At 71.0% G+C, this 17,108-nt stretch carries 1 protein-coding gene; it reads left to right on the top strand.

Annotation, left to right across the window (positions count from 1 at the left end; genetic code table 11):
• Positions 1 to 29 precede the first annotated feature (29 nt).
• Positions 30 to 17,030, top strand: a complete 17,001-nt coding sequence (locus tag ABTV10_RS19390) for a non-ribosomal peptide synthase/polyketide synthase (protein ID WP_499029484.1) — start codon at positions 30 to 32, stop codon at positions 17,028 to 17,030.
• The last annotated feature ends 78 nt before the right edge of the window (positions 17,031 to 17,108 follow it).

Genomic DNA, 17,108 nt, shown 5'->3' with positions numbered 1-17,108 from the left:
CGAGGTAGATGTCGGGAGGACGAAAACACATGGCGGCGAACGACGCTGGAGCCGGTGCGATGACGGTGGAGGACCTGCCCCGGTTGCTTGCCGGGGTGACCTCGGTCGAACCCGATCGAGTCGCACTCGAACTCGGCGATACGTCGGTCACGTACGCCCACCTGAGGTCCGAGATCGAGACCCTCGACGCCGCGATGGGCGGGGTACTCGGCATCGACTCGCTGGTGCCTGTCGTGCTCTCCAACCTCGTTCCGGGCCTGCTCGAGTCGGCCGAACACGGGGGCCTGCAGGGGGTGCTCGCCCGCCTGTTCGCCGACGCCGCCGAGGTCCTCGGCGACAGTGCGCCCGCCCCGACACCGACCGCCGACACGCTCGCGTCGCTGTTCGACCGCCAGGTCGCCGCCACCCCCGACGCCGTGGCCCTCGAGTTCGACGGCGAGTGCCTGACCTATGCCGAGTTCGACTCCCGCGCCAACCGTCTCGCCCGGCACCTGATCTCGCTCGGTGTCGGCCCGGATTCGATGGTGGGCCTCGGCATCCGCCGTTCGTTCGACCTCCTGATCGGCATGTACGCGATCGTCAAGGCCGGCGGCGCGTACGTCCCGCTCGACCCCGACCACCCGGCCGACCGCCTCGGCTATGTGCTCGACATCGCCTGCCCGACGGTGATCCTCACGACCACGAGGGACGGATTGACGGTCGATACGGCGACGCCGGTCCTGGCGATCGACACCCGCGACGTCGACGGACTCTCGGCCGACCCGGTCACCGACGACGACCGACTCGCGCCGCTGTCGGAGGACAACCTCGCCTACGTGATCTTCACGTCCGGCTCCACCGGCCGCCCCAAGGGCGTGGCCGTCGGACACGGTGCGATCGTCGCCAACCTGCGGTGGCGGCAGAGCATGTACCCGATGACCGCCGACGACGTGGTGCTGCAGAAGACGCCGTTCACGTTCGACGTGTCGGTGTGGGAGTTCTTCTGGCCGTTGCAGGCCGGCGCGCGCCTGGTGATCGCCGCCCCGGACGGGCACCGCGACCCGGCGTACCTCGCACGGATCATGGTCGATCGCGGCGTGACCGTCGCACACTTCGTGCCGTCGATGCTGTCGGTGTTCGTGGCGTTCCTGGCGAGCGGAGCGACGGGGGATCCGGCACAGTCGACCGCGACACCCGTCACCACCCTGCGCAACGTGTTCGCGTCGGGTGAGGCGCTGCCGCCGCAGACCGCGGCGCGGTTCCGTGACATCACTGACATCTCGACGACGGCGCTGCACAACCTGTACGGCCCCACCGAGGCCGCCGTCGACGTCACCTACCACGAGGCAACGGCCGCCGACACCACGACGGTGCCGATCGGTCGCGCCGTCGCCGACACCGACCTGTACGTCCTCGACGAGGGCCTGCGCCGCACACCCGTCGGCTCCGAGGGCGAGCTGTATCTCGCGGGCGTCCAGCTCGCGCGCGGCTACCTGCAACGCCCCGACCTGACGGCCGACCGGTTCGTCGCCGACCCGTACGGCGCGCCCGGCGACCGCATGTACCGAACCGGCGACCTCGTGAAGATCGGGGCATCCGGCGAGCTGGAGTACGTGGGCCGCACCGACTTCCAGGTCAAGCTGCGCGGCCTGCGCATCGAACTCGGCGAGATCGAGTCGGCGCTGCTCGACCACGATGCGGTGTCGCAGTCCGTCGTGATCGTGCACTCGGACCCCGACCTGGGCGACCACCTGGTGGCGTACGTCGTCACCGACGGCGGCGCGCCGGTCGACCGGGACGAGCTCGCGGCCGCGGTGGGTGCCCGCTTGCCGGAATACATGATTCCGTCGCTGTTCGTGGCGCTGGCCGAGTTCCCGCTGAACGCCAGCGGCAAGCTCGACCGCAAGGCCCTTCCCGCGCCGGACTTCTCGTCGCTCGCCCGCGAGTACCGGGCCCCGAGCACGCCGACCGAGGAGATGCTCGCGGCGACCTTCGCGGAGGTCCTCGGCGCCGAGCGCATCGGCGTCGACGACGACTACTTCGCGCTCGGCGGCAACTCGCTCAGCGCCACCCGCGTCCTCGCCCGGGTCAGCGCCGACCTCGGCATCCGCATCGACGTCCGCGACTTCTTCGACGCACCGACCGTCGCGCAGCTGGCGTCGCTGGTCGACTCCCTCGTCGCCGCGGGTGGGGACACCCGCGCGCCGCTGGTCCCGCAGAACCGTCCCGCCACGGTCCCGCTGTCGCTCGCGCAGCAGCGGATGTGGTTCCTCAACCGGTTCGACACCTCGTCCGCGGTGAACAACATCGTCGTCGCGATCCGCCTGTCCGGGGCCCTGGACGTCGATGCGCTGCGCGGCGCCGTCGCCGACGTCGTCGAGCGCCACGAGGCACTGCGGACCGTCTTCCCCGAGCACGACGGCGAGGCTCACCAGGTGATCCTGCCGGCCGATCGGGCCGTCGTGGATCTCGACCCGGCCCCGGTGGCCGAGTCCGACATCGCCACCGCCGTCACCGAGACGATCTCGCGGGGATTCGACGTCACCGCCGAGGTGCCGCTGCGGGTGCGCCTGCTCGAGGTGTCGCCCACCGAGCACGTGCTCGTGGTCGTCGTCCACCACATCAGCGCCGACGGCTTCTCGATGGGCCCGCTCACCCGCGACATCGTCACCGCGTACGCGGCCCGCTCGGCCGGTGCCGCCCCGACGTGGGCGCCGCTCGCCGTGCAGTACGCCGACTTCGCGCTGTGGCAGCGCGAGGTCCTCGGCAGCGAGGACGACCCCGAATCGCTCATCACCCGCCAGGTGGACTACTGGCGCGGGGCGCTCGCGGACCTGCCCGACCGTCTCGACCTGCCCGCGGATCGCCCGCGGCCGACGGTGGCGACGAACGCTGGTGCGTCGTACCGGTTCTCGATCGATGCGGAGCTGTCGTCTCGACTCGACGCCGTCGCGCGCGAGCACGGCGCCACCACGTTCATGGTGGTGCACGCGGCGCTGTCGGTGCTGCTGGCCCGGCTGAGCGGCACGTCGGACATCGCGATCGGCACACCGGTCGCGGGCCGTGGTGAGGCCGCGCTCGACGACCTGATCGGCATGTTCGTCAACACCCTCGTCCTGCGCGCCGAGGTGTCGGGCGAGCGCTCGTTCGCCGACCTGCTGACGGCGGTCCGGGCCTCCGACCTCGAGGCATTCGCGCACGCCGACGTGCCCTTCGAGCGCCTCGTCGAGGTTCTGAGCCCTGCGCGGTCCCAGGCGCGGCACCCGCTGTTCCAGGTGGTGCTGTCGTTCCAGAACATGGACCGGACCGAACTCGTGCTGGGTGACCTGACCGTCGCGGGTGTCGACTTCGATGCCGCCGTCGCGAAGTTCGACCTGGCGGTCACGCTCGCGGAGTCGGCCGGGGCCGGTCTGGACGTGGATCTCACGTACGCGACCGACCTCTTCGACGAATCGACGATGCGCCTCTTCGCCGACCGGTTCGTGCGCGTGCTGGCGGCGGTGGCCGCCGACGCCGACGTGGTCGTCGGCGACATCGACATCCTGGGCGCCGCCGAAGCGTCCGCGCTGATCGCGGCGACCGACGGCAACGGCCCGGAACCGATACTGCTGCCGCAGATCCTCGCGGCCGCCGCGAGCGCGGATCCGTCGAAGGTCGCGCTCGTCTCGGGCGAGCAGACGGTGACCTACCGCGAACTCGACGAGCGTTCGTCGCGACTCGCACGGGCCCTCATCGCCCGCGGTGCCGGACCCGAGGACGTCGTCGCGATCGCGCTCACCCGGTCGATCGAATCCGTCGTCGCCGTATGGGCCGTCGCGAAGACCGGTGCCGCGTTCGTGCCGGTCGACCCGAACTACCCGGCGGACCGGGTGGCACACATGGTGTCGGATTCGCGTGCAGTTCTGGGCGTCACGCTCGGCGAGCACGCTGCCGGCCTGCCGGCCGCACTGCCGTGGCTGGTGCTCGACGACGGGTCGACGGTGGCGGACATCGCCTCGGCGTCGGCCGCTCCGGTGGCCGACACGGACCGGGTGCGCCCGTTGCGCGTCGCCGATCCGGCGTACGTCATCTACACGTCGGGGTCGACGGGTGTGCCGAAGGGCGTCGTGGTGACGCACACCGGTCTGGCGGCGTTCGCGGCCGAGCAGGTGGAGCGGTACGGCATCGGGTCGGGCTCGCGGACATTGCATTTCGCGTCACCGAGTTTCGATGCGTCGATTCTCGAGCTGCTGATGGCGTTCGGGGCGGCGGCGACCATGGTGGTCGCGCCGACGACGATCTACGGCGGTGCCGAGCTGGCCGCGCTGCTGCGCTCGCAACGCGTCACCCACGCGTTCGTGACGCCGGCCGCCCTGGCGTCGGTGGATCCGTCCGGCCTGGACGCGCTCGGCGTGGTCGTGGTCGGCGGCGAGGCGTGCCCGGCGGACCTGGTGGCCCGCTGGGCGACCGGCGGTCGGCGGATGTTCAACGCGTACGGGCCCACCGAGGCGACTGTCGCCTCCAACATCTCCGACGCGCTCGTCCCGGGCGAGCCCGTGACCATCGGGCGCGCGATCCGCGGGGCCACCGCATTGGTGCTCGACTCCCGCATGCGGCCCGTTCCCGCGGGCGTGCCCGGCGAGCTGTACCTCGACGGCGCCGGGGTGGCGCGCGGCTACCTCGGTCGCCCCGCGCTCACCGCGGAACGGTTCGTGGCCAACCCGTACGGGGCGCCCGGCTCCCGCCTGTACCGCACCGGTGACGTGGTTCGCGCGAGCGCGGACCGCGTGATCGAGTACGTCGGCCGCGCCGACGATCAGGTGAAGCTGCGCGGCTTCCGCATCGAACTCGGCGAGATCGAGACGGTCCTCTCCGCCCACGACGCCGTGGCCCAGGTGGCCGTCCTGGTGGTGCGTGAGCAGTTGGTGGCGTACGTCGTGGCGGCCGCCGGCCGGTCGCTCGACGCCGCGGAACTCAAGGAGTTCGCGGGCCGCTCGCTCACCGCGTACATGGTGCCCGCGGCGGTGCTGACACTCGACCGCCTCCCGCTCACGGGCAGCGGCAAGCTCGACCGGAAGGCACTGCCGGAGCCGGTGTTCGAAGCGGCGGAGTTCCGTGCCCCCACCACGCCGGTGGAGCAGGCGGTGGCGTCGGTGTTCGCCGACGTCCTGGGCGCCGAACGGGTGGGACGCGGCGACGACTTCTTCGCGCTCGGAGGCAACTCGCTCCTGGCCACGCAGGTGGCGGCGCGACTGGGCGCCGCGCTGGACACCACCGTTCCGGTTCGGGTGCTGTTCGACGCGTCGACCGTCGCAGCACTCGCGGCCCGCGTGTCCGCGTCGACCGGCGACCGGGTGAAGGCGCTCGTGGCCGGTCCGCGGCCCGACCGGATCCCGCTGTCGCTCGCGCAGCAGCGGATGTGGTTCCTGAACCGCTTCGAACCGGAGTCGGCGGTGAACAACATCCCGCTGGCGATCCGCCTGTCCGGTGCGCTGGACGTCGAATCCCTCTCGGCGGCAATCGGTGACGTCCTGGACCGCCACGAGTCGCTGCGCACCGTCTTCCCCGAGGTCGACGGCGTCGGCTACCAGGCGATCCGTCCGGCGTCCGACGTCGCGGCGGTTGTCACGGCGGAACCCGTCGTCGAGGCCGAGTTGCCGGCGCGCATCGGGGAGATGGTCACCGCCGGGTTCGACCTGACCAACGAGATCCCGGTGCGGATCCGCCTGTTCGCCGTGACGCCCACCGAGCACGTCCTGATCCTCGTCGTGCATCACATTGCGGCGGACGGCTTCTCGATGGGACCGCTGACCCGCGACGTGATGACCGCGTACGCGGCTCGGGCGGCCGGCCACCTTCCGGCCTGGGCGCCGCTGACCGTGCAGTACGCCGACTACACGCTGTGGCAGCGCGACGTGCTCGGTTCGGAGGACGACCCCGAGTCGGCGGTGTCGCGGCAGATCGACTACTGGACGACGACGCTGGCCGGTCTGCCCGGTCAGCTCGACCTGCCGTCCGACCGGCCCCGTCCGGCCGTGGCATCGCACCGCGGCGCCTCGCACCGATTCACGATCGGATCCGAACTGCGTGCCGCGATCGAGACGGTTGCCGCGGCACACGGTGCGACCCCGTTCATGGTGGTCCACGCGGCGCTGTCGGTGCTGCTCGCACGGCTGAGTGGCACGTCGGACATCGCGGTCGGTACCCCGGTCGCGGGCCGTGGCGAGGCGGCGCTCGACGATCTGATCGGCATGTTCGTCGGCACCCTCGTGCTGCGGTCCGACGTCCGGCCGGATCTCACGTTCACGCAGTTGCTCACCGACGTCCGTGCCGCGGACCTCGCGGCGTTCGATCACGCCGACCTGCCGTTCGAGCGACTGGTCGAGATCCTCGCCGTGGAGCGCTCGCAGTCGCGGCACCCGCTGTTCCAGGTGATGCTGACGCTGCAGAACCTCGGGCAGACGACCCTCGAGCTTCCCGGCCTGACCGTGTCCGGGGTCGAGATGGACACCCCGGCCGCGAAGTTCGACCTGCAGGTGACCCTGTCGGAGGCGACGGACGGCCTGTCCGTGGACCTGACGTACGCCACGGATCTGTTCGACGAGCCCACGATGCGTTCGTTCGGCGAGCGGTTTGTGCGGGTGCTGGAATCGGTGACGGCGGATCCGGACGTGGTGGTCGGCGACGTGGAGTTGCTCGACGGCGGGGAGTGGACGCAGGTTCTGGGCGAGTGGAACGCGACCGCACATGCGGTGGGGGACGCGACGCTGGTCGATCTGTTCGAGGCGCAGGTCGCGGCCGCGCCGGACGCGACCGCCGTGGTGTCCGCGGCGGAGACACTGACCTACGGCGAATTCGCCGCCCGGGTGAGGCGCCTGGCCCGTCATCTGATCGATCTCGGAGTGGGCCCCGAATCGCTGGTGGCCGTGGCGATGGGGCGCTCGGTGGACCTGCTCGTCGCGGTTCACGCCGTGCTGGCCGCTGGTGGCGGTTACGTTCCGCTCGATCCCGACCAGCCCGCGGAGCGCAACGGGTACGTGCTCGAGGTCGCGCGTCCGGTGCTGGTGCTGAGCACGACCGGCGACGCGGGCGTCGAGGCCGGCGCGGCCCCGGTGGTCGACGTGGACACGCTCGATCTGTCCGCGCATTCCGATGCTCCGATCGTCGACGCCGACCGTGCGGCGCCGCTGCGCGGTGCCTCGACGGCGTACGTGCTGTTCACGTCGGGCTCGACCGGGCGGCCGAAGGGCGTGTCCGTGCCCCATGCGGCGGTGGTGAATCTGTCGTCGTGGATGCAGGCGGAGTACCCGCTCGGGGCGCTCGACCGGGTGCTGCTGAAGACGCCGTTCACGTTCGACGCGTCGGTGTGGGAGTTGTTCTGGCCGTTGCAGACCGGTGCGAGCGTGGCGGTGGCGTCGCGGGATGCGCATCGGGATCCGGCCGCCCTGGCCCGGGCGATCGGTGAGCAGGCGGTGACGGTGGCGCAGTTCGTGCCGTCGGTCCTGGACGCCACGATCGACCATCTCGACGCGGACAAGGCAGCGTCGCTCACACGCGTGTTCTGCGGTGGTGAGGCGTTGTCGCCGCGCACGGTGGCGCGGCTGGGCCGGGTGACCGGAGCGTCGATGCACAACGTGTACGGGCCGACCGAGGTGACGGTGCAGGCCACGTTCCACGAGGTGACCGGGGCCGATGTGGCGTCGGTGCCGATCGGTGCGCCGGCATGGAACACGTGTGCGTACGTGCTCGATGCCCGGTTGCATCCGGTTGCCGTGGGTGTGCCGGGTGAGCTGTACCTGGCGGGTGCGCAGTTGGCGCGCGGCTATGTGGGTCGCAGTGATTTGACGGCGGATCGGTTCGTGGCGAACCCGTTCGGGGCCGCCGGTGAGCGGATGTATCGCACGGGTGACCTCGTCAGGTGGACGGCCGCGGGTGAGCTGGAGTACCTGGGTCGCACGGACTTCCAGGTGAAGTTGCGTGGTCTGCGGATCGAGTTGGGTGAGGTCGAGGCGGCGCTGGTGGCGCTGCCGGAGATCACCCAGTCGGTGGTGTCGGTGAAGTCGGAACAGTTGGTTGCCTATGTGGTGGCGGACGTGTCGCTCGACGTCGCCGCGGTCAAGGCGGAGCTGTCGCGGACTCTGGCGTCGTACATGGTGCCGGCGGTGTTCGTGGTGTTGGACGCGTTCCCGTTGAACGCGTCGGGCAAGTTGGATCGGCGGGCGTTGCCGGAGCCGGTGTTCGAGGTGCGCGAGTTCCGGGCGCCGACGTCGCCGGTGGAGGAGATCGTCGCGGGTGTGTTCGCGGACGTTCTCGACCTCGACCGGGTCGGTCTGGACGACGACTTCTTCGCGCTCGGCGGTAATTCGCTGGTCGCGACGCAGGTGGTCTCGCGCCTGGGTGCGGCGCTGGATGCGCGGGTGCCGGTGCGGGTGCTGTTCGAGGCGTCGACGGTGGAGGCGCTCGCCGCACGCATCGCGCGTCTCGGATCCGGCGGCCGGACACCGCTCGCTCCGCAGGACCGTCCGGAGCGGATTCCGCTGTCGCTGGCTCAGCAGCGCATGTGGTTCCTGAGCCGGCTGGATCCGGACTCGGCGGTCAACAACGTCCCGGTCGCCATCCGCCTCACAGGAGACCTCGACACCGCCGCGCTGCAGGACGCGCTGCGTGACGTCCTCGGGCGGCACGAGTCGCTGCGCACGGTGTACCCGGACGTGGACGGTGTGGGCACGCAGGTGATCCTGCCGGTCGACGCCGTCGCGCTTGACCTCACACCGGTGCCGGTGCCCGAGGCCGAACTGGTCTCGCGGATCGGGGCCCTCGCCACCGCCGGCTTCGACCTGTCCGCCGACGTGCCGGTGCGTGCCGCGCTGTACCGGGTGCAGCCCGACGAGCACGTGCTGGTCCTCGTGGTGCACCACATCGCGGCGGACGGCTTCTCGATGGGGCCGCTGACCCGCGACGTCGTCGTCGCGTACGCGGCGCGGACAACCGGTGCGGCGCCGGGATGGGCGCCGCTGGACGTGCAGTACGCCGACTACGCGCTGTGGCAGCGGGAGATCCTCGGCAGCGAGGACGACCCGGAGTCGCTGATCGCGCAGCAGGCGGCGTTCTGGACGTCTGCGCTAGCCGGTCTGCCCGAGCAACTGGATCTGCCGTCGGATCGGCCGCGTCCGGTGGTCGCGTCGAATCGCGGTGCGTCGTACCGATTCTCGATCGACGCCGAGCTGCATGCTGCGATCGAGTCGGCGGCCCGCGCGCACGGGGCGACGCCGTTCATGGTGGTGCACGCGGCGCTGTCGGTGCTGCTGGCGCGGCTGAGCGGGACCTCCGACATCGCCATCGGTACCCCGGTCGCCGGTCGCGGAGAGGCCGCGCTCGACGACATCGTCGGCATGTTCGTCAACACACTGGTGCTGCGCACCGAAGTCGACGGCGCACTGTCGTTCGCCGACCTGCTCGGCGCCGTCCGGTCCGTCGACCTCGACGCGTTCGAGCACGCCGACATCCCGTTCGAGCGTCTGGTCGAGATCCTCGACCCGGAGCGCTCGCAGGCGCGGCACCCGCTGTTCCAGGTGGCGCTCGCGTTCCAGCGGGGCATGGGTTCCGGGCACCGGACGCTGCCGGGACTCACGGTCTCCGGCGTCGACGTCGACATGGCGCTGGCGAAGTTCGACCTGCAGGTCACCGTCGCCGACGATCCGGTGGAACCGGGCCTGACGGTCGAATTGACCTATGCGACGGACCTGTTCGACGAGCCGACCGTGCGCACGTTCGGGACGCGGTTCGTCCGCCTCCTCACGGCGCTGACAGCGGACCCGGCGCTGCCGGTCGGTGATGCCGAGATCCTCGACGACGACGAGTACGCGCGACTGACCTCCCTCGACGGTGGGGCGGTGCCGCCGCTGCGCACCCTGGCCGAGATCCTCGTCGGTGGTGTCGCATCGGACCCGGCCGCACCTGCGGTGAGTTGCGACGCGACGACGCTCACCTACCGGGACCTCGACGAACGCTCCAGCGCGCTGGCGCGTGAACTGATCGGCCGCGGTGTCGGTCCGGAAACGGTGGTGGCGCTGTCCTTCCCGCGCTCGTGGGAGATGGTGCTGTGCGTGTGGGCGGTCGCCAAGACCGGTGCGGCCTACGTGCCGGTGGACCCCACCTACCCGGCCGACCGGATCGCCCACATGGTGACCGACTCGGCGGCGGTGCTCGGCATCGCGGCGGACGTGGACGCGCTGCCCGATGCGGTCTCGTGGTGCACGCTGACCACACTCGAGCAGGCGGCGTCGGCGGCCGGACGGTCGATCGCTGCCGTTCGTGATGCCGACCGCTTGCGGCCGCTGCATCTCGACCACGTGGCGTACGTGATCTACACGTCGGGTTCGACCGGCAAGCCGAAGGGCGTCGAGGTCACCCACCGCGGGCTGTCGGGCCTGGTGAACCAGTCCGCCGAGCTGTACGAGGTGACCGCGTCCGACCGGGTGCTGCACGTCTGCTCGCCGAGCTTCGACCCGTCGGTGCTCGAGTGGACGCTGGCGGCGTCCGCCGGTGCCGAGCTGGTCGTCGTGCCGCCGTCGATCCTCGGCGGCGACGAGCTGCATGCGCTGCTCGCGGAGCGTGCGGTGACTGTCGCGCTCATCACCCCGGCCGTGCTCGGGTCGATGGACGTCGACGGGCTCGACGACCTGCGGCTGCTGTCGGTCGGTGGTGACGCCTCGACCACCGAACTGGTCGGCCGATGGGCGCCCGGTCGCCGATTCTTCAACGCGTACGGTCCCACCGAGACGACGATCATCTCCACACGCGGAGAACTCTTCGCGGGCAAGCCGATCACGATCGGTGGCCCCACCCCGGGTGTCGGCGCGCTGATCCTCGACGCCCGGCTGCGGCCGGTCCCGGTGGGCGTCGCTGGTGAGCTGTACCTCTCGGGCGAGGCACTGGCTCGCGGCTACCACGGTCGCGCGGAACTGACGGCGGATCGCTTCGTCGCGAACCCGTTCGGCGGGGCAGGGGAGCGGATGTACCGCACCGGTGACGTCGTCCGGTGGACCGAGGATCCGTCCGGGGACCCGGCCATCGAGTACGTGGGACGCTCCGACTTCCAGGTGAAGGTCCGCGGCTTCCGCATCGAACTCGGCGAGATCGACGCGGCGCTCACCGACCATCCGGCGGTGTCGTTCGCGACCACCGTCGGCCACACGCTGCCGTCCGGGCAGACGGCGCTGGTGTCGTACGTGCAGGCCGACGCCGTGGAGCCCGCGGTGCTGACGGCGCATGTCGCGTCGCTGCTGCCGTCGTACATGGTGCCGGCGTCGATCGTCGTGCTGGACGCGATCCCGCTCACCCCGGTCGGCAAGCTGGACCGGCAGGCGCTGCCGGCGCCGGTGTTCGAGGCCAAGGCGTTCCGGGCCCCCGGCACCGCCACCGAGGAACTGGTCGCGTCGGTGTTCGCGGACGTCCTCGACGCCCCGCTGGTGGGGCTGGACGACGACTTCTTCGACCTCGGTGGCAACTCGCTGATCGCGACGCGGGTCGCGTCCCGACTCGGAGCGGCGCTGGGCGCGCGGGTGCCCGTGCGGGAGCTGTTCGAGGCCTCGACCGTCGAGGCGCTCGCGGCGCGGCTCACCGCGCTCTCCGGCGACGGTCGGCCCGCGCTGGTGCCGCAGCCGCGTCCCGAGCGGATTCCGTTGTCGCTGGCGCAGCAGCGGATGTGGTTCCTGAACCGACTCGACCCCGAGTCGGTGGTCGACAACATTCCGCTCGTGCTCCGGCTCACGGGCACGCTCGATGTGGGGGCGCTGCAGGCCGCGGTCGCCGACGTCGTCGACCGGCACGAGTCGCTCCGCACCGTGTTCGTCGACGTCGACGGCGTCGGATACCAGGACGTGCGCGCGAGCGGGTGGGGTGATCTGCTGCCGGTGGACGACATTGCGGCGGACGCTCTGCCCCGCCGGGTCGCCGAACTCGCCGGGACGGGATTCGACCTGACGCGGGACCTGCCGATGCGGGCGCGGCTGTTCGCGGTGTCGGCCACCGAGCACATCCTCGTTCTCGTCGTGCATCACATTGCCGCGGACGGCTTCTCGGTGGCACCGCTGGCCCGCGACGTGATGACGGCGTACGCCGCCCGCGCCAACGGCGCGGCTCCCGTATGGGCGCCGCTCGCGGTGCAGTACGCGGACTTCACGCTGTGGCAGCGGAACGCACTCGGTGCGGACGACGATCCGCAGTCGGTGATCGCTCGCCAGGCCGAGTACTGGAAGACCTCGCTGGCCGGGCTGCCCGAACAGCTGGATCTGCCCACCGACCGACCCCGGCCCGCGGTGGCATCGAACCGCGGTAGCGCTCACCGGTTCTCGATCGGCGCGGACCTGCGGGCCGCTGTCGATCGGATCGCGCGGGCGCACGGCGCGACCCCGTTCATGGTGGTGCACGCGGCGCTGTCGGCGCTGTTGGCGCGGCTGAGCGGGACGTCGGACATCGCGATCGGCACCCCGGTCGCGGGTCGCGGCGACGCGGCGCTCGACGATCTGGTGGGCATGTTCGTCAACACGCTGGTGCTGCGCACCGAGGTCGACGGCGGACGCGCGTTCGCCGACCTGCTCGGCGATGTGCGCGCCACCGACCTGGCGGCGTTCGGCCACGCCGACCTGCCGTTCGAGCGTCTGGTCGAGATCCTCGACCCCGCGCGGTCCCAGGGACGGCATCCGCTGTTCCAGGTGATGCTCACGTTCCAGAACCTGGCACGCGCCGAATTCGCGCTCGGCGACCTCACCGTCACCGAGTTCGAACACGACGACGCGACCGCCAAGTTCGACCTCCAGGTGACGGTCCAGGAAGACACCGCCGACGGGTACGCGGTGACGCTCACCTACGCCACCGACCTGTTCGACGCGCCCACGATGCACTCGTTCGGGGAGCGGTTCGTGCGGGTGCTGGAGTCGGTGACGGCGGATCCGGGCGTGGTGGTCGGTGACGTGGAGCTGCTGGACCGCGCCGAGCGGACGCGGCTCCTGGGCGAGTGGAACGCGACCGCGCATGCGGTGTCGGACGCGACGCTGGTGGATCTGTTCGAGTCGCAGGTGGCCCGGACACCGGATGCGGCGGCGCTCGTGTTCGAGGGTGAGTCGCTGACCTACGGCGAGTTCGCGGCGCGGGTGCATCGGACGGCGCGGTATCTGATCGAAGCCGGGGTCGGCCCGGATTCGCTGGTGGGTCTGGGGATGCGGCGTTCGCTGGATCTGCTGGTCGGCATGTACGCGGTGCTGACGGCGGGTGGCGGGTATGTGCCGGTGGATCCGGATCAGCCAGCCGAGCGCAACGGCTACATCCTCGACACCGCGGCGCCGACCCTGGTGCTGTCGACGTCGCGAGACGGTTTCGAGGTTGCGGGGGAGAGGTCTGTCTCCGTCGTGAATCTCGACGAGGCGGATGTCACCGGGTTCTCGGACGCGCCGCCGTCGGATGCGGATCGTGCTGCCCCGCTGCGTGGTTCGCACACCGCGTATGTGATCTTCACGTCGGGTTCGACGGGTCGCCCGAAGGGGGTGGCGGTGTCGCATGCGGCGATCGTGAATCGTCTGGTGTGGATGCAGGCCGAGTACGGTTTGTCGGCTGGCGATGTGGTGTTGCAGAAGACGCCGTTCACGTTCGATGTGTCGGTGTGGGAGTTCTTCTGGCCGTTACAGGTGGGTGCGCGTCTGGTGGTGGCGGCTCCGGACGGGCACCGGGATCCGGGGTATCTGGCGCGGACCATGGTCGATCACGGCGTGACCGTCGCGCACTTCGTGCCGTCGATGCTGTCGGTGTTCGTGGCCGAGCCGGCCGCGGAGAACGTGACCACGCTGCGGAACGTCTTCGCCTCGGGTGAGGCGTTGCCGGCGCAGACGGCGGCGCGGTTCCGGGCGATCTCGGGTGCGCGACTGCACAACCTCTACGGTCCGACCGAGGCCGCGGTGGATGTGACGTTCCACGAGGTGGCCGAGGCCGATGTGGCGAGTGTGCCGATCGGTGCGCCGGTGTGGAACACGCAGGTGTTCGTGCTCGATGCTCGGCTGTCGCCGGTGCCGGTGGGGGCTCCGGGTGAGTTGTATCTGGCGGGTGCGCAGTTGGCGCGCGGCTACGTGGGCCGCAGTGATTTGACGGCGGACCGGTTCGTGGCGAACCCCTTCGGTGCCACCGGGGAGCGGATGTACCGCACGGGTGACCTCGTCAGGTGGACGGCCGCGGGCGAGCTGGAGTACCTGGGCCGCACCGACTTCCAGGTGAAGCTGCGTGGTCTGCGGATCGAACTCGGCGAGATCGAGGCGGCGCTGCTGGCGCTGCCGGAGATCACCCAGTCGGTGGTGTCGGTGAAGTCGGAACAGCTGGTTGCCTACGTGGTGGCGGACGCGTCGCTCGACGTCGCCGCGGTCAAGGCCGAGTTGGCGCGGACCCTGGCGTCGTACATGGTGCCGGCGGTGTTCGTGGTGCTGGATGCGTTCCCGTTGAACGCGTCGGGCAAGTTGGATCGGAAGGCGCTGCCGGAGCCGGTGTTCGAGGTGCGCGAGTTCCGGGCGCCGACGACGCCGGTGGAGGAGATCGTCGCGGGTGTGTTCGCGGACGTTCTCGACCTCGACCGGGTCGGGTTGGACGACGATTTCTTCGCGCTCGGCGGTAATTCGCTGGTCGCGACGCAGGTGGTCTCGCGCCTGGGTGCGGCGCTGGATGCGCGGGTGCCGGTGCGGGTGCTGTTCGAGGCGTCGACCGTCGAAGGCGTCGCCGGGCAGGTGCAGTCCCTCATCGGTGGGGGAGCGCGGAAGGCGCTCACGGCCGGTCCGCGCCCCGACCGGATTCCGTTGTCGCTGGCACAGCAGCGCATGTGGTTCCTGAGCCGCCTCGACGCGGAGTCGGCGGCGTACAACATCCCACTGGCGATGCAGCTCACGGGCATCCTCGACACCGAGGCGCTGCGGGCCGCGTTGCGGGACGTGCTGGCGCGGCACGAGGTGCTGCGCACGTACTACCCGGAGGGGCCGGAGGGTGCATACCAGGCGATCCTCCCCGTCGACGGCGTCGACGTGGACCTCGAGCCGGTAGCCGTCGAGGACGAGGCCGATGTGCAGGCTCGGGTGACCGGACTGCTCGGCCGCGGCTTCGACGTCACCGCGGGAGTTCCGCTGCGCGCCGCACTGTTCCGGCTCTCGGACGAAGTCCACGTATTCGCGTTCGTGATCCACCACATCAGCGCGGACGGCATCTCGATGGCGCCCATGGCGCGGGACCTGATGACGGCCTATGCCGCACGCAGCCAGGGGCAGGCGCCGCAGTGGGCGCCGCTCGCGGTGCAGTACGCCGACTACTCGCTGTGGCAGCACGACGTCCTCGGTTCGGCCGACGAGCCGGGCACCGTGGCCGCCGAACAGCTCGAATTCTGGGTCCGCGTCCTGTCCGGGGCGCCCGATCTGCTCGAGCTCCCGACGGACCGCCCGCGTCCACCGGTGCAGTCCATGCGGGGCGCCGAGGTCGGATTCACGATCCCGGCGGGTCTGCACACCGCGCTCGAATCGATTGCGCGTGAGCAGGGTTCGTCGCTGTTCATGGTCACGCACAGCGCGTTGGCGGTGCTGTTGGCCCGGCTCGGCGGAACCTGGGACGTCACCGTCGGCACGCCGGTCGCGGGTCGCGGCGAGGCCGCCCTGGACGACCTGGTCGGCATGTTCGTCAACACGCTGGCGCTGCGCACCGAGCTGACGTCATCGATGACGTTCGCGGAGGTCGTGGCGCGGGCACGGGAGACGGACCTGTCGGCGTTCGCCCATGCGGACGTGCCGTTCGAGCGGGTCGTCGAGGCCGTCGCGCCGGCCCGCTCGACGGCCCGGCATCCGTTGTTCCAGACGGTGCTGTCGTTCCAGAACCAGCAGCAGGCGGCCCTCGAGCTGCCGGGGCTGACGGTCGCCGGCGTCCCCGGCGTCGAGTCGGCGGCGAAGTTCGACCTGCAGTTCACGCTGGTCCCGATGCCGTCGGGCGAGCTCGAGGCGCTGCTGACGTACGCCACCGACCTGTTCGACGAGTCGACCGCGCACCTGATCGGACAGCGATTCGTGCGCGTCCTCGAGGCCGTCGCCGCCGATCCACGGACGGTGGTGGGCGACATCGAGATCGCGTCCGCCGACGAACGCGCTCAGCTGCTCGGCGGGTCGGCGGCCGGTCGCGCGGCAGCCGAGGCGGACACCGGTGCGGTGGTGCCGAGCGACACCACGGTGCCGCAGGCGCTGGCCGCGGTGGTCGAGGCGGATCCCGAGGCCCCCGCCGTCTCGGACGACGGGGAGGAGACCACCTACAGCGAACTCGCCGCCCGGGCCGCGCGCCTGGCTCGGGTGCTGATCGCCGAAGGCGTCGGCCCCGGCCACCGGGTACCGGTCGCGCTGCCGCGGTCCGTCGACGCGGTGGTCGCGGCGTGGGCGGTGCTCGAGTCCGGTGCGGCGCTCACCCCGGTCGACGTCCGGGACATGAGCGTCGACGCGGGCGCGGATGTGTCCGATTCGGCCATGAAGGTCGGCATCACGACGTCGGCGCACGTCGCGACACTGCCGGACACGGTGGAGTGGATCGTGCTGGACGACAACCGTGCCCGCATCGACGCGCAGTCCGGCCGGCCCGTCACGTACGCCGAGCGGATCCGACGCCTCACGCCCGAGGATCCGGCAGTCGTCGCGGCGGACGGCACGCTCACGCTCACCCACGGGCATGTCGTCGCGCTCGCCGAGCGTGACCGCGAGCGGTACGGCATCACCTACGAATCGCGGACGCTGTGCAGCGAACCCATGACCAGCGTGTGGGCCGTGACGGAACTACTCGTGTCGGCGACCGCAGGTGCCGTGACGGTCGTCACCGAGCTGTCGGACGGTAACGCCACCGACGTTCTGGCCGACGAATGGGTGACCCACGCCTTCCTGTCGGGCGCCCGTGCGCAGGACCTCGACGTGGAGGAACTCGAGGATCTCGAGGTTCTGGTGCTGACCGGCGGACGGCCGGCGGGACAGCTGCCGGAGATCCGGCGGGTTGTTGCCGACGCGGAGGCGTGGTCGGTGTGAGGCGATAATGATGGTTCGTTTGCCCGGCGATGTAGGTGTGAGGGAAAGAGTCACTGTGGTGCGTTGTGAGATGCCGAC

The organism is Paraburkholderia sp. RHO2, from assembly GCF_050955445.1.
GTDB lineage: Bacteria > Actinomycetota > Actinomycetes > Mycobacteriales > Mycobacteriaceae > Prescottella > Prescottella agglutinans_A.
This window is presented reverse-complemented; position numbering and strand designations above follow the sequence as displayed.

Bases quoted from the DNA above. Each gene is read 5' to 3' on its own strand.
- ABTV10_RS19390 (WP_499029484.1), top strand. From the start codon at position 30: ATGGCGGCGAACGACGCTGGAGCCGGTGCGATGACGGTGGAGGACCTG.